10 protein-coding genes and 1 pseudogene are annotated in these 14,338 nt (G+C 66.5%); 6 read left to right on the plus strand and 5 right to left on the minus strand.

Annotated features, from left to right (window positions below; genetic code table 11):
* Positions 1–339 precede the first annotated feature (339 nt).
* A pseudogene (locus ABD333_RS32865) lies at positions 340–669 on the minus strand (transposase); the annotation flags it as partial.
* Positions 670–690: 21 nt separating this feature from the next.
* Positions 691–2,037, minus strand: coding sequence for a hypothetical protein (locus ABD333_RS32870; RefSeq protein WP_344546433.1), 1,347 nt, complete (start codon positions 2,035–2,037; stop codon positions 691–693).
* 2,051 nt (positions 2,038–4,088) lie between these two features.
* On the opposite strand from ABD333_RS32870, the gene ABD333_RS32875 reads away from it, so the two are divergent.
* Positions 4,089–5,309 carry a branched-chain amino acid ABC transporter substrate-binding protein gene (locus ABD333_RS32875; RefSeq protein ID WP_344546434.1) on the plus strand — a complete coding sequence of 407 codons (1,221 nt, stop codon included), beginning with the start codon at positions 4,089–4,091 and terminating at the stop codon, positions 5,307–5,309.
* 15 nt (positions 5,310–5,324) lie between these two features.
* Here the strand turns inward: ABD333_RS32875 and ABD333_RS32880 are convergent, their stop codons facing one another.
* The gene (locus ABD333_RS32880) at positions 5,325–5,624 is read right to left on the minus strand and encodes a hypothetical protein (RefSeq protein ID WP_344546435.1); all 300 of its coding nucleotides are present in this window, start codon (positions 5,622–5,624) and stop codon (positions 5,325–5,327) included.
* Positions 5,625–6,313: 689 nt separating this feature from the next.
* Between ABD333_RS32880 and ABD333_RS32885 the strand changes: the two genes are divergently transcribed.
* The gene (locus tag ABD333_RS32885; RefSeq protein WP_344546436.1) at positions 6,314–6,943 is read left to right on the plus strand and encodes a hypothetical protein; all 630 of its coding nucleotides are present in this window, start codon (positions 6,314–6,316) and stop codon (positions 6,941–6,943) included.
* A 420-nt stretch (positions 6,944–7,363) separates the two neighbouring features.
* Here ABD333_RS32885 and ABD333_RS32890 read toward each other — a convergent pair whose 3' ends face one another.
* Together ABD333_RS32890 and ABD333_RS32895 are read right to left on the minus strand one after the other, a co-directional pair.
* A complete protein-coding gene (locus tag ABD333_RS32890; RefSeq protein WP_344546437.1) occupies positions 7,364–7,909 on the minus strand; it encodes a hypothetical protein in 546 nt (181 codons plus the stop codon).
* Positions 7,910–8,446: 537 nt separating this feature from the next.
* The gene (locus tag ABD333_RS32895) at positions 8,447–9,508 is read right to left on the minus strand and encodes a cobalamin-independent methionine synthase II family protein (protein WP_344546438.1); all 1,062 of its coding nucleotides are present in this window, start codon (positions 9,506–9,508) and stop codon (positions 8,447–8,449) included.
* Between the two features lie 474 nt (positions 9,509–9,982).
* On the opposite strand from ABD333_RS32895, the gene ABD333_RS32900 reads away from it, so the two are divergent.
* From ABD333_RS32900 to ABD333_RS32915, 4 genes are all read left to right on the plus strand, one after another.
* Positions 9,983–10,597 carry a dihydrofolate reductase family protein gene (locus tag ABD333_RS32900; RefSeq protein ID WP_344546439.1) on the plus strand — a complete coding sequence of 205 codons (615 nt, stop codon included), beginning with the start codon at positions 9,983–9,985 and terminating at the stop codon, positions 10,595–10,597.
* Between the two features lie 372 nt (positions 10,598–10,969).
* Positions 10,970–12,328 (plus strand): Pup--protein ligase, encoded by a 1,359-nt coding sequence (pafA, locus tag ABD333_RS32905; protein WP_344546440.1) that lies wholly within the window; start codon positions 10,970–10,972, stop codon positions 12,326–12,328.
* Between the two features lie 161 nt (positions 12,329–12,489).
* Positions 12,490–12,846, plus strand: a complete 357-nt coding sequence (locus tag ABD333_RS32910) for a hypothetical protein (RefSeq protein WP_344546441.1) — start codon at positions 12,490–12,492, stop codon at positions 12,844–12,846.
* Between the two features lie 274 nt (positions 12,847–13,120).
* Positions 13,121–14,329, plus strand: coding sequence for an RNA polymerase sigma factor (locus tag ABD333_RS32915; protein ID WP_344546442.1), 1,209 nt, complete (start codon positions 13,121–13,123; stop codon positions 14,327–14,329).
* Positions 14,330–14,338: the final 9 nt, after the last annotated feature.

Raw genomic sequence — 14,338 nt, forward strand, 5'->3', positions numbered from 1 at the left:
AACTGCCAGAGGGCGAATTGGTCCATCTCGCGATCAGTGGACCTGCGGAGCAGGCCAAGCATCGTCTGGAATTCTTCATCCGACAGGGGAGCGCCAGCGGGCAGCTCGGTCATAGCGATCAAGTCAACACCAACCAGCCATCGACACCGAGCTGGGTTCAAGCCGACCCTCCAGCCGCCAACAAGGTCTGGGAACTGCCATCTATGGCCGGGGAACCACAGCCATTAACCGCACCAGCGGGATCTTGGTGACAACTATCGTGGCGAGTGACAGCTATCGCGGCTCGTCACGCCGCCTTGGGGACTGTCCGAAAGTCTGTGGGTGAGGCGGTGATCGCTGTCAGTTCAGTGTGATGCGGTCGCCGTAGTGCAGCGAGAGTGCGTACAGCCCGGCCTTCCATCCGCGGATTTGGCCGGTCACGTTGGGCCGGTTCTTGATCGGGTTGCGGATGACCAGATAGAGGACCTTGAGCGCGGCTTGCTCGGTGGGGAAGTGTCCTCGTCGGCGGGCCGCCTGGCGGAACCGGGCGTTGAGGCTTTCGATCGCGTTGGTGGTGTAGATGAAGGTCGGCCACGCGTCGCGCCAGAGCCGGATCACCGCCGGGTAGCGGTCGCCCCAGGTGGCCTCGAACTCGGCGAATCGCTGCTCGGCGGCCGTCTCGGTCGGGGCGGGCATCAGCAGCACCATCTGTCAGCGAACGTCGACGTAGTCGGTTGCAGAACGCGCGGGGAAGTCGGCTACGAGGCCGTACGGCGAGGCGTAGTCGGTGAGATAGTAGACGCGCCAGGTTGCGTCGCCCGTGACATCGCAGCTCAGGCGGAACCAGCCGTTAGCGCTGGTGGGGGCGCCGCCGTTGGCGCAGTAGCCCGAACGCCACCGCTTGGTTCCCTTGAGGCGGTACTGCGCGCTGATCCGCTTGCTGGCTATGGGGCGCCAGCCACCCTTGGTCGTCCACCGCGTGAGGCGGCCCGTCAGGGTGACCTCCTTACCCCTGCGCACAGGTTCGGGGCCGGCGTTGAACTTGGTGATGGCGGTTTGGTAGGTGGCGTGGACGAGGGAGTAGGAACCCTCCGCGGGCGCGTACGACTCGCTGCCCCTGAAGAGGAAGCGCAACGATTGCCGCTTGTTCACCGGCAGGCTGACCCGCGCGTATCCCTGGGGTCCGGTGGTGAGCGTGCGGATGGTGGTCCAGCGCCCACGGCCGCGGAAGGGGCCCGCCTGCAGCTCCAGTTTCGCGCCGGCTACGGGACCCTTGGCACTGACCATGGGCATCAGGCGGGCACTGACCGTCATCTTCTTGCCGTAGTGCGGATACTCCGGCATCAGCGGCCGCACCTGCGCGAAGTTGGTCAGCCAGCGGCTGCGGACCACGATCTGCCCCTGCAGGGGCTCCAACCACTGATCGCCGTCAAAGCGCGCGGTGATCGGGCCAAGGCCGTCCGAGGTGAGCGCGGCGGTGAAGGCCGCCGTCCCGCCCGGCTTGAAGGCGTCACCGATGTGCCGGCGACCGTCCTGCTCGTAGAACGACAGCCACCTGCCCTCTCGAAGGTCCACCCACCCGGAGGAACCAAGGCGCTGTACGCGACCGGTGATGGTCACCGACTTGCCCGGGGCGAGCCGCGGCGGTCCACCGTTCACGCTGATCCGTACCTGCTGCCGGCGCACCGGCACCTTCACCGCGACAGTCGCGGGATCGTAGTCGCTGCTGGCACCAGTGTTGACCGAGCAATCCCCGGCGCCGAAAACGCCCGCCGAGACCCGGAAACCGCCATCGGCCCCGGAGGCCAAGGCCATGCCCTCGTGACCGTCACACCGGGCGTAGACATAAATCCCGCCCACCGGCTGCCCGCCCACCACGACCCGACCCTGAAAATGCACCACCTGATTGTCCAGGTCAACGAACGCGCGGCTCGCCCCGACGTCCACCAACGCGACCCGCGCACCAACCTCAGCCGCCGCAGCCGCAGGCACAACGGCAACCGAACCAGCACCAAGCAGCAGAAGCCCAACAACCCTATTTTTCACAAAAGTCCTCAACTCAACATAATAAATATGACACACCAGGTCTGGCGGATACCAATTCTCATGCCCTTGAGAGCGGGCCTTAAAAACCCGTCGACGCCCCCTGTTCTCCTAGGACGCCGGCAGGATTAAGAAGACGCTCGATACCACCGTGCTACCGCCGAGGTAGCGACGAAGGGCTTCAGACATCCTATGCCTACCATCCTGAGCGTAGAGGACGCCCTGGCGCGTTCTATATCGTCACGCAGCGGGTCGCCGCAGGGAGATTTCGGCGGCGATATCGTCGTGCACCTCAACTGAGTTCATCCCTAGCTGTTCGACACTTCCCGAGAAATGTTCTCACCTCTGGCATCACCGTAAGGGCGACCAGTAGTGCCGAATAGCTTCTCGCATCCACGCGCCCTAGAAGGCTCCAGCACCAAACCCCTTCTGATCTCCCTGACGCAGCATCGCCTGCTGCGCCTTGTTGAGTCCTCGGCCGGAGTCCGTCGGGGCAGGCCGTTTGGGCGAACGACGCGATCGAAGCCTTCTAACTACACCAGACCGGGAGGTGAGGCGCAGAGAGCCTCGATGATGCCAAGCAGACACAGACACCCCAACACGAGGTAAAGCGGAGATAAAGTCGGCTTAACTTAGCGTGATCGCGAAGCGGGTGGAAGAAGCCAGTTCCCAAGATCAAAGTGATTCAAGTCACTGAGAATCATGTACACCAAGCTCTTGACCAGCGCGTCTGCATCGGACGCCGTAGCGCAACCACATCCCTACCGTCGCTATGGGTGAGTGCGGCCTCGAAGCGTCCTCGGATACCAGCCGCCATTTCCTGACCGACACCTCTGGCTCGATGCCCGACATCACGCTGCTGAGGCCGACCCGAATGCGCTGGACCCGGTCTTCATCGACGACGAGATGATGGAGATCCCACGGCCGCAGGCATGCACCGACCAGACCGCCGACTGTGGCCCCGTCTCGGGCAAGCCAGGCCGGACGGTGCGCAGCTCGGTGTCGTTCACCGAACCGAAGCTGGCGCCTGGCGCGGTCCGGGTGAAGCCCTCTGCTGCTCCGCGCACCACCGAGGTGTGCAAGCTCGGGTATGTGAACCTGTCGCGCTTTCGGCCTGCGCCACCGCGTACCTGAAGTACGAGTGGTATGAGAACGGCACCCTTAAGGGCCAGGCGGTCTGGATCGGACAAGCGCACGTACCCGACACGTTCCGGCCAGGTCGCCTTTCGCCGGCTGGCGCAGCGGCCTTCCGTGCCAAGGTCGACGGCGCCCGACCGCTACCTCGGCGAGACCGACATCGACACCACCGTTCAGCGATGGAGCCTGGTCCACGGTGACCTGCACTGAGCCAACCTCACCAGCCCCGAACTAACCATCCTGGACTGGGAAGGATTCGGCCCCGCCTCCTACGGCTTCGACGCCGCCCCACCTACACGCCTACACCCTGCCGATCCCCGAGCAGGCCCCACCCAGGTCCGCAAGACCTTCGCCGACATCCTCACGACACCCGAAGGCTGGTTTGCCGAGCTCACCGTGGCGGCAATCCTGCTCCAGCCGCCGAACGCGACCCCATCCACGACCGCCTCGTTCGGGAGCACGCCAAAATCCTGCTGAACTCATCGCCCGGGCAGCATCACGACTCGACAGCTCGTTGACCACGACGCCCTGTTTGGCCTCGTCTCGGCCGTCGTGGAAAACGAGAGGTGTTCTCGTGCGAGCCTCGTACATTCTGAGGCCGCTGACAGCGGGACCGGATCAGGTTGTCGTTGGCGTCCAGACAACTGGCAGGTCTCAGCGGCTTTGCCGGCGATCTCGGATCCGGATCGCCTGGGTCTTGCTGGACGACACGGTGCTGCGAAGGGCTGTCCCGTAGCGGTCGGCCGTCCCGTCTGAGGCACCGCGCCGCGTTGCTGTACGACAGCCATGTCCTGCGGAGCGAGTCACCTGGAAATGCGTGTGGGCTCTTGTCAGGTAGCGCTGGTGGAGCGTCGATGTGGGCGGCCGTGGTCGGAGTCGTCGGTTTCCTGCCATGATCGGGAAACTCGCCGCTCACGAAGGGAACCCCCATGGCCACTCCCACGACGGCCGGTGGCCGATCGTCTCGTCGTAGCCGCCTGATTTTCGGCATCGGCCTGCCTGTGGCGCTGGCGGCCGTCGGTACGACGGTGGTCGTCCTGGTTCGTTCCGGCGAAGCAGGCGATGACTTCCCCGGGACTGCACGGATCGGCGTGATGGGACCGATGAGCGGCAAGTTCCAGTCGAGCAGGGGCACGGCGTTGTGGGCGGGCGCACAGTTGGCCGTGGCCGAGTACAACTCCGCCAACCCGCCCGGGCGCGCGGAACTGGTACGCCTGGACACCAAGAACGCCGACCCGCAAGAGGGCACGAGGCAGGCGCGCGAGGCGGTCCGGCTCGGGGTGGACGCCGTGGTCGGACCGATGATGAGCGGGGAGAGCCAGCAGGCCGTGGAGATCCTGGCTCCCCAGAAGATCCCCAGCGTCTCGCCCACCCACGACAACTACGGCCTGTCAGGTGATCATCGCAAGTACTGGTTCACGATGCGTCCCGACTTCGAGAAGCCCGCGGATGATCTTGCCCGGCTCGTGGTCCGCCAGCGAGAGACGGAGAAGGTCGTGGTGGTGGACGACGGCCTCGCACCCACGGCGGACGTTTTCGAAGCCGGTGTGAAGGCCGGGGGCAAGTCGGTGCGGCGCGTCAGGATCCCGGTGCCACCGGACGACGAGAAACACGACTTCAGGCCCGCCGCCAAGCAACTGAAGGACGCCGACGCCATCTACTACGGCGGTGTCGGCGACCGTACGGTGCGACTCATCCGGGAGGCGCGCGCCGCGGGTTTCACCGGAAGGTTCTATCTAGGCGATGGTTCCTTGAACTCGTGGTTTCTCAAGGAGGCGGCCAATGGCGAAGCCGAAGGAAGCGTTCTGATCTGCTCATGCGTTCGCTTCACCGGCGCAGCAGCCGTTCCGTTGCCACCCAGGCTCGCTGACTTCGCGTCCCGCTATGCGAAGGCGAACGGCGGGAAGGAACCTGCCGATGACGTCCCCGAGGCCTACGACTCGACCTGGGCGATCCTGCACGCCGTCAAGGACGGCAAACGCACCGGAGAACAGATCAGCGACTATCTCATTGGGATGAGCCGTCCCGGCGCGACCCAGCGCATCCGGTTCGATGCCCATGGGCTGCTCCTCGACAGTGTGAGCTACGCCTACCAGGTGAAAGGCGGGCGGTTCGTCTTCCTCGGCGACTCCACCGCCGCCCTCCGGTAACGGCCGGGCGACGCGTCAGGTCGGGGTTCCGGACCACGTGATAGCGGTGGGCACTTTTGATGCCGCGGCCGTCTTCGCGTCCTCGATGGAGAGGTGTCCTTCGGAGTCCGGCCAGAACGATCCGTCGGCGCGGATGCCGTGGAAGGAGACGTAGTAGGCGAATCCCTCATTCTTGAGCTGAGGTTCTTCGCCGAGGTCCAGACGGCCGTCTTCTTTAGCGACCTCATACCAGAAGTCGTGACGCAGTCCCACGATGAAGACAGGCATGAGGACAGAGTCGGCGTATGTCCACATTCCTTTTGCGACCACGTCCATCGACGTTCAGTCTAGAGGCCGCCATGAAGTGCTGGCCTGGAGCGCCACCGCCTAGCGTCCGGCCGCTCAGCTGGTCATCGCCAGGTTGCGCATGAGTGCGATACCGCCGGGTGGCGTGGTAGACGCCGTCGCGTTCGCGGCAGCCGTTGCGCAAGATGTTCCACCACTTCAGCCGTGCGAACGCATGCTCGATGGTGGCATGGACCTTCTTGGGGACGGTGTTGACCTCGTCCTGCCAGGCCAGCAGTTCGCCGCCGTCGCGCCCACGTCGGCAGGGCATGATGACCTGCCGGTTTCCGAGGTAGCACTTAACAAGAAATGCCGAACATGCTGGCGACTGGAATGGACAAGAATTTAAATTTCCAAGCTGGTAGCGCGGGCTCGATTTCCGTCACTCGCTTCAAGCAACCCAGAGCCCTGATCAACTCCAGTCGATCAGAGTTCAAGATCTTTATCACCCAAATGGCACCCGGACCGCCCGCGATCAAGCGGCACACACGACACCGCGACGCTAGCCGGTGATCTGCCGGGGCGGGTGTGGCTGAGACGTTGACGGATCAGCACGCCAATCGTCGGCGTGGCGGGCGGCGAACCAGCGCACCGCGCCGACTGGGCCGTGCCGGCGGCACGAGCTCAAGTGCGTCACCCGAGTGTTGGGCCGTATCTCTGCTGTTCAGCGCACTGTTTGTATGTCCGTGGATGTCTTGGGACTGTCCTGGACAGCGAAGATCTTGTGGCCGTCGAACGTCCGCGTCGACAGTGCTGCCGAGGCCTTCGACGCCGACCCATCCGGGCGGCGGGCCTTGAGCAAAGAAGGGACTCTGTCGATGCGCAAGACACTCGCGGGCGTGGTCATCGGAATGGCCGGCTTGATAGCGGTGGTTCCGGTAGCCGAGGCCGCCAACGCCGCCACCCAGACTCGCGTCTCCACGCAACCGGCACCTGCCGCACAGACCGCCGCCGCTGGACAGTCGTCGACCGCCGCCAAATCCAGCTCCTACCGAGGGACCAAGAAGATCAAGACCTCCTACCGGGACGGATGGGCCGATGGAAAGGTCATCAGGCTCAGAAACGGCCGGACTCGCATCGAGGGGATCGTCCGTGACCGCAACTGTCGCTACTACGGCGGCAGCCGCGTCAAAATGACCTGGATGGAGCCTGGGGGGGACTACTCCTTCTACAGCAACACCGCCTGCAACAACGGTCGCGGGTTCCACAGAGACTATCGTCCTGGTGTCTTTTCGCAGGGTGTCAAGGTCCAGGTGTGCTCCACGAGGCCCCGGCTCCAGTGCGGACGCGGTCAGCGCTTCTACTACTAAGCCCACTGCCGGGCCCGCCTGCCAGCATCCGCAGGCGCGGTCCGGCTCGACTGGAACTCAGCGACGCCATCACCACGACGTGGTGGTGGCGTCGCTCGCCCGCGAAGGCGGCCGGTGCTTGGAGGGTGCGTAAGCGCGCTTGCGATGGCGCGCGATCGTCACTTGCGCCTAGCGAAGATCGGCGGCGTTGTGTTCTCGGGACACGGATATCGACGGTGTCTTTGGTTTGAGACGACTTGGCGTGGGCTGACCCGGCGGCCACCATCACGAGCCGTTGCTTGGACACCCGGGCCACGATCGCGCGCGGTGATCGCCTCGTACTCGGCGTCGTTCACGTGCATGGTGATGACGTGACGGCGGCCGCCCGACGCCGCTCTCGCATGGCACGGGCGGCTTGTCGCCGGGTGGCCGGACGCCAGGTCAGTGCCAACGGGAGTCGCAGGTACGCTTTCCGCTGCCCTGCTTGCAGACCTGAATCCAGAAGTCCTTGACCTTGCCGTCAGGCTGGTCCCAGTAGAACCTGCGCGTGATCGGCGCCTTCTTGCCCTTGGTCGTGCGGATGAATTTCGTCTGCGTTTGCCAGCCGGGGAAGGGGGTGCGCGACCAGCGCCAGTGGATCCGGAACATCGCGTACTTGCCGTCGCGCGCGCTGTCGGTCACCGACCCCTTCACCGAGATGCCCTCGCCCCAGTCCCAGCACAGCTTGCCCTTAATCGAGGCGCCGGCGATCGCGCTCGAGGCGTAACGGCAGCCGGACCAGCCAGCCTGGGCTTTCGCGGTCGGTGCTGTCATGGGCCCTGAGATCACTGTGCCGTAGATCCCGCCAACAGCGGTGACACCGGGGGCTGTGGCTGAGGGCTTGGGGGACTCCTGGGCGGGCGTGGCTGTCGCGGCTGCCGTCCCGCCGGCCGTGGTGACACCGCCGAGGACGGCCGCCGAGACGGCGACCGTAACGAGCTTTCTCATGTGATGCTCCGCCTTCTTGGTCGGTCGGTTACGCCACACGAGTCCACTACCGGGTTGTCATGGCGACGTCCGAGAACGGTCTCGATGTCGTGACACCAACGCCCAGCAACCGGCCGCCGGTCTGCGACGTGCCTCGACGGCGACCTCGTACGCCTCGACGAGCGCCTGCGGGGCGTCCTCACCGGCCGTCCACTCAGCCGACCCCACCTCTTGATGGCCTCGCGCCGATCCCGCTTGGCGTGGAACGCGCGGTCCTCGCGCCCGGCCGCAGGATCCACGCCGGCAACCAATCGGTATCGCAGGACCGGCACACCAGCACCTCTACGGTCCGCTCGGTGCCTCCCAGTCGGCCAGCGTCACCGGGCGCGGCCGCAAGTCGGGAGCACCTGCCCTCGGCCAGCGCGCCCTGAGCGTGCGTGGCGTACCGCTCCATAGGCACCGCCGCTCGCCCACCGGTCCGCCTCTCATCGGGCATGGGTGATGGTGAGGTCACGGCCGGCTTCTCGACCGGCTTCTCGGGTGTCTGTGCGGGTCGGGTTAGAGGCCGAGGTCGATGGCGGCCAGGGCGGTGCCCTGGATGCGGGCGGCGATTTTGGCGAAGGCGGTGTCGCGGGAGGTGGAGGTGTCGTCGGCGAAGGGGGCGAAGCCGCAGTCGTCGCAGGTGCCGAGGCGGTCGGCGGGCAGGTGGCGAGCGGCCCGCAGGACGCGGTCGCGGACTTGTTCCGGCGTTTCGATCTCGGGGTTGATGGGGTCGGTGACGCCGATGAAGACGCGGGCGGTGGGCGGCAGGTGGTCGGCGATGACCGCCAGGACCTTGTCAGGGTCGGGTTCGCTGGCCAGCTGCAGATAGAAGTTGCCGGCTTTGAGCTGGAACAGTTTGGGCAGCAGGCCCGTGTAGTCGATGTCGAGGCTGTGGGTGGAGTCCTGGTCGCCGCCCGGGCAGGTGTGGACGCCGATCCGGGCCCGTTCGGCTTGGGTGAACCGCTCCAGCACCCGGTTGTTCAACGCGATGAAGGCGTCCAGGACGCCACCGGACGGGTCCAGCTTGAGCGACAGGCGACCTTCGGTGAAGTCGAGCTGGACGGCGTGCGCCCCGGCGTCCAGGCAGCCTCGGATGTCGGCTTCTGCCTCGTCGGCCAGGTCGTCGAGGAATGCGGCCTGTGAGTAGCCGTCGATCCCGCCTGGAGGGTAGAGCAGGCTCAACGCCGACGGTGCGATCACGGCCTGCTTCACCGGAACGTTGGCGTGCGGCAGGGCCGCCCTCAGATAGCGGTCGGCGTGCACGGCGTACCCGAACGGCCCGGCCGTGATAACCGGCAGCTGCCGCTGATGCCCGTCCGCGAACGGGATCACCACCCCGTCGCCCGCCAGGTCCGTCCCGCCGATCGGGTAGGTCGCGAAGCTGGGCTTGGACTGCTCGCCGTCGGTCACAACCGGTGACCCAGCCTCCTCCATCCGGCGGATGGTCTCGCGCACCGCCGCCTCCTGCGCGGCGGCGAGCGCGGCATCGTCGGCCTCCCCCGCAGCATGCGCGCTCAACACCGCCAGCAGCGCGGCCGGCCTGGGAATGCTGCCAATGGGCTCGGTAGGAATGCTCACCAACCCACCGTAGGAACCAACCTGCACCGGGGACACCCTCTTGGAAACTTATGACCACACCCGGCCCACGATCCCGACCGCGAACCAACAACGAGCCCGAGTCAAGTGCGACACATCCAACGACCGTCCGCTCAACAGCATCGGACGAACAGGACGCCACCTATCAAGCCTGATGACACCGACCTAGGGAAGTTTCACTCTGTATCTGGTGTCTCAGATGTCACGCCAGGTGGGGGTGGCCTTCCGCCGAGGACCTTGGCGGCGGCCCTGGTCGACCAGGCCCGGGCGTGGACGGCCGAACGCGGTCTGGTTCCGCATCTAGACGGTGAGTGCCTCGTCGGATCGCTGACAACCGGCGGTCCAGGGAGTCCTCGGAAGAAATGCGGGCGGCGGTGTCGGATCGGGGCAGCGGCGTTCGTAGCAGGGGTGAGAGGCCCCGCCAGGAGGCCGCCCAAGGAGAAAGGAACCGTGATCATGAAGCTGACGACCATCACGCACGTCTCCGTCGACGGAGTGATGCAGGGACTCGGCGGTCCGGATGAGGACCGCAGGGGTGGATTCGAACGCGGCGGATGGGCTCTGCCGCTGTTCGACGACGAGGCCGCGACGTTCCTCGGCGAGGTCTTCCAGCGCGCCGACGCGTTTCTGTTCGGTCGACGGACCTACGAGATCTTCGCCGGCTCGTGGGGAACCGGCTCCTGGGGAGCTGATCAGGGCGACAACCCGATCTCAGTGGCGTTGAACAGGGGGCCCAAGTACGTGGCATCGACCACGCTCACCGACCCGCAATGGGCGGACACGACCGTCCTGTCCGATGACGTCGCGGCCGCCGTGGGCGAGCTGAAAGCCACGCCGGGAGGCGAGCTGCAGGTGCACGGCAGTGGCAACCTGGTCCGCTGGCTCGTCGACAACCGCCTGATCGACGAGATCACCCTGCTCACCTATCCCGTGGTCGTCGGCCAGGGCACGCGGCTGTTCCCCGCCACCGGCCCGGACGCCGCGCTTGACCTGGTCGAGTCACGAGCCTTCTCCAAGGGCATAACGCTCGGGGTCTACCGGTTGACCGGGCGCCCGCAGTATGCGACGTGACGTAGGTGTGGAGGTAGGCGACGCATTCCGCCGGCCACGGCGCACCTGCACTCATCTCGGTAGATGAGTGTGTTGGAGATGCTGCCTATAGCGATCGTCCGCGCCGTGATCAGAGTTCGTGGTCGCGAGGCGGGAGCGCGAAGACAGGGTCTGGGCGACAAGGGAGCCGGTTCGCCGAGGACGATTTGCGCGAGCCGCCCACCGAACGCGAGCCCGTCGGCGGCGTGATCGGAGAGCCGGTCATCGGCTGCGTGACTGAGCAGGCCAGCGTACTCAAGGATGGCTGTTGACCGATTGCTCAGCCGTCGCACGGCGGCTGAACAGAGGCTTCAGGGACTGTCAACTGGACGTCGGGCCGCATACGCTCGCGGTGTGGACAGGCGCATCTTCGGGCTTGAGAACGAGTACGGCGTCACTTGCACCTTCCGCGGTCAGCGGCGGTTGTCACCCGATGAGGTGGCGCGCTATCTGTTCCGCAGGGTGGTGTCGTGGGGTCGTAGCAGCAATGTGTTCCTGCGCAACGGTGCGCGGCTCTACCTGGATGTGGGCAGCCATCCCGAGTACGCCACGCCCGAATGCGACAGCGTCATCGACCTGGTCACCCATGACAAGGCGGGTGAGCGGATCCTGGAGGGGCTGCTGGTCGATGCCGAGCGGCGGCTGCGCGAGGAGGGCATCGCGGGCGACATCTACCTGTTCAAGAACAACACCGACTCGGCCGGCAACTCCTACGGCTGCCACGAAAACTATTGCGTCGGTCGCCACGGCGAGTTCGGTCGCCTCGCGGACGCTCTGATTCCGTACCTGGTGACCCGGCAGATCATCTGCGGCGCGGGCAAGGTGCTGCAGACCCCGCGTGGGGCGGTGTACTGCGTGTCGCAGCGCGCCGAGCACATCTGGGAGGGCGTGTCGTCGGCGACGACCCGGTCGCGGCCGATCATCAACACCCGCGATGAGCCGCACGGTGATGCCGAGCGGTTCCGGCGGCTGCATGTGATCGTCGGCGACTCGAACATGAGCGAGACCACGATGCTGCTGAAGGTCGGGGCGACCGATCTGGTGCTGCGCATGATCGAGGCGGGCGTGGTGTTGCGCGACCTGACGCTGGAAAACCCGATCCGGGCGATCCGTGAGGTCAGCCATGACATGACCGGGCGTCGTAAGGTGCGGCTGGCCAATGGCCGGGAGGCCAGTTCGCTGGAGATTCAGAAGGAGTACTTCGGCAAGGCCAAGGACTTCATCGACCGGCGCGGCGGCGACGAGGTCGCGATGCGGGTGCTGGATTTGTGGGAGCGGACGCTGCGCGCGGTGGAGACCGGCGATCTGGATCTGGTGTCGCGTGAGATCGACTGGGTGACCAAGTACCAGCTGATCGAGCGGTACCGGCGCAAGTATGATCTGCCGTTGTCCTCGCCGCGGGTGGCGCAGCTGGATCTGGCTTACCACGATGTGCACCGGGAGCGGGGCCTGTATTACCTGCTGGAGAAGCGGGGTTCGGTGGAGCGGGTGGCCAAGGATCTGGAGATTTTCGAGGCCAAGTCGGTGCCGCCGCAGACCACGCGGGCCCGGTTGCGTGGTGAGTTCATCCGCAAGGCGCAGGAGAAGCGCCGCGATTTCACTGTCGACTGGGTGCATCTCAAGCTCAACGATCAGGCGCAGCGCACCGTGTTGTGCAAGGACCCGTTCCGGTCCGTCGACGAACGCGTCGACAAACTCATCGCCAGCATGTGACGTACGGGGAGCCGCCACACGACGCCCCGGACGGCGACCGAGACCGCAGAGCGGGACATCCAGCTGCGGGACGCGGCACGGCACCGACCATGGCTAGGTGTCACACCGGGGTATCACTTTCGCCGAATGCGGCAGGCGAGACTGCCCCGCATACTTGCCTTATGCGCCAAGCCTTTGCTCACGAGGCGGTCCTGACGATTGAGCAGGACGCTGACATCCGGGCTCCCGGGGCGGCGGTGACGGTGGCGCTGTGCGGGCATTGGGATCACGAGCCGCCCTGCCCGCTGGCACCGCATCATGTCCACACAGACCATGTCGACGGCGCACTGCACGTGCGGATTCTGTTCGCCGCCGAGCCGAACACCGAACACCAGGTCCGGCAACTCATTGAACTGGCCCTGTCTGGAAAGCTCACCTTCCCGGACGGCTTCACCACTCCATGGCGGCTATACACAAGCCAACCCAGCCAGCTCTCAGCAGACGAAACACACCACGCTAAGCGCCTGATCCGCAGCTGACCCACCCCGGTTAAGCGCCCCGGCCAAGACTCAAGATGGCCGACGAACACCCGTTCGGCGACAGATCCGAGGCCGGCACCGAGGCGCCGGCGAGCACATGCTGTGGTGCTACCCGGGGACATTGACGTGCGCGCGACCTCACCGGCCGGCCTGCTCAGCGGCGTACCGTGAGTCGACGGCTGCTGGCTTGGCCACCGGAGAAGTCGATGAGGGCCGGCCTCCCATCTCGGCGCTCGCGCGGCGGGAAGGGGACGTTCCATTGCACCCTGGTCTGGTGGACGACGTGGCGAAGCTGTTGGACCGGATCTGGCGGACGGACGCGGCCGGCATGCTCGGCGCGCTCAGCCGACGGCTCGGTGACTTCGACCGGGCCGAAGAGGCGCTGTCGGACGCGCTGGCCGAGGCGCTCAAGCGCTGGCCTGACGAGGGTGTGCCGGAGAGCCCCACCGGCTGGCTGGTCACCACGGCCTGGCGCAAGGCGCTGGACCGGCTGCGCCGCGACGCCGTCGGTCGTACCAAGGTGGCACAGGTGGCCGCGGAACCGCCGCCGGAACCGGGCGTGGATGATCGGCTGGCCATGGTGTTCGCGTGCTGCCACCCAGACCTCGCTGAGCCGGCCCGGGTCGCGCTGACGCTCTACGCCGCCAGCGGCCTGAGTACCGCCGAGATCGCCGCCGCGTTCCTGGTGCCGCTGCCGACGATGGCGCAGCGGCTGTCCCGGGCCAAGCGCCAGCTGCGGGAGCGCGGCATCCGGTTCGAGGTGCCACAGTCGCATGAGTACGCCGACCGGCTACCGGCCGTGCTCGCGGTGATCTACCTGGTGTTCAACGAGGGGTATCTGTCCAGTGGCCGGTCCGCCCAGCGGCACGAGCTGGCCCGCGAGGGGGTCGAGCTGGCATGCCAACTCGCCGCGCTGCTGCCCCGTGAGCCGGAGGCCGCCGGCCTGGCCGCATTGCTGGAGCTGCACCACGCCCGCGCCGCCGCGCGGTTCGACTCCTGGGGCCGCATCGTGCTACTCGACCGGCAGGACCGGCGCTTGTGGGACAAGGCGGCGATCGAACGGGCGGCGCTGCGGCTGCGGGCGGCGGTGCGACAGGGCCGGACCGGGCCGTACCAGCTGCAGGCCGGCATCGCCGCGCTCCATGCCCTGGCCGCCTCGTACGAGGACACCAACTGGGCCGACGTACGGGCGCTGTATGACCGGCTGTACGCGGTGGACCCGTCGCCGGTAGTGCTGCTGAACCGGGCAGTGGCCACACGGTTCGCGGTGGGTCCGGCCCCGGCGCTGGATGAGGTCGACGCGCTCGGGGACCGGCTTGCCGGTTACCACCTGTGGCACGCGGCCCGGGCCGACCTGCTGGCCACGTTCGACCGTCCGGCCGAGGCACTGACGGCGGCGGAGCGGGCTCTGGAACTGGCGACGAACCCAGCCGAACGGGAGTTGATGTCGCGTCGGGTGGGTGAGCTAAGGCGCCGGCCGTGAGACCGGCGC

The sequence above is a fragment of the Actinomadura fulvescens genome, from assembly GCF_039533225.1.
Classification (GTDB): Bacteria; Actinomycetota; Actinomycetes; order Streptosporangiales; family Streptosporangiaceae; genus Spirillospora; species Spirillospora fulvescens.

Bases quoted from the DNA above. Each gene is read 5' to 3' on its own strand.
- ABD333_RS32880 (WP_344546435.1), bottom strand. From the start codon at position 5,624: ATGGACGTGGTCGCAAAAGGAATGTGGACATACGCCGACTCTGTCCTC.
- ABD333_RS32885 (WP_344546436.1), top strand. From the start codon at position 6,314: ATGTCCGTGGATGTCTTGGGACTGTCCTGGACAGCGAAGATCTTGTGG.
- ABD333_RS32910 (WP_344546441.1), top strand. From the start codon at position 12,490: ATGCGCCAAGCCTTTGCTCACGAGGCGGTCCTGACGATTGAGCAGGAC.
- ABD333_RS32900 (WP_344546439.1), top strand. From the start codon at position 9,983: ATGAAGCTGACGACCATCACGCACGTCTCCGTCGACGGAGTGATGCAG.
- ABD333_RS32890 (WP_344546437.1), bottom strand. From the start codon at position 7,909: ATGAGAAAGCTCGTTACGGTCGCCGTCTCGGCGGCCGTCCTCGGCGGT.
- ABD333_RS32875 (WP_344546434.1), top strand. From the start codon at position 4,089: ATGGCCACTCCCACGACGGCCGGTGGCCGATCGTCTCGTCGTAGCCGC.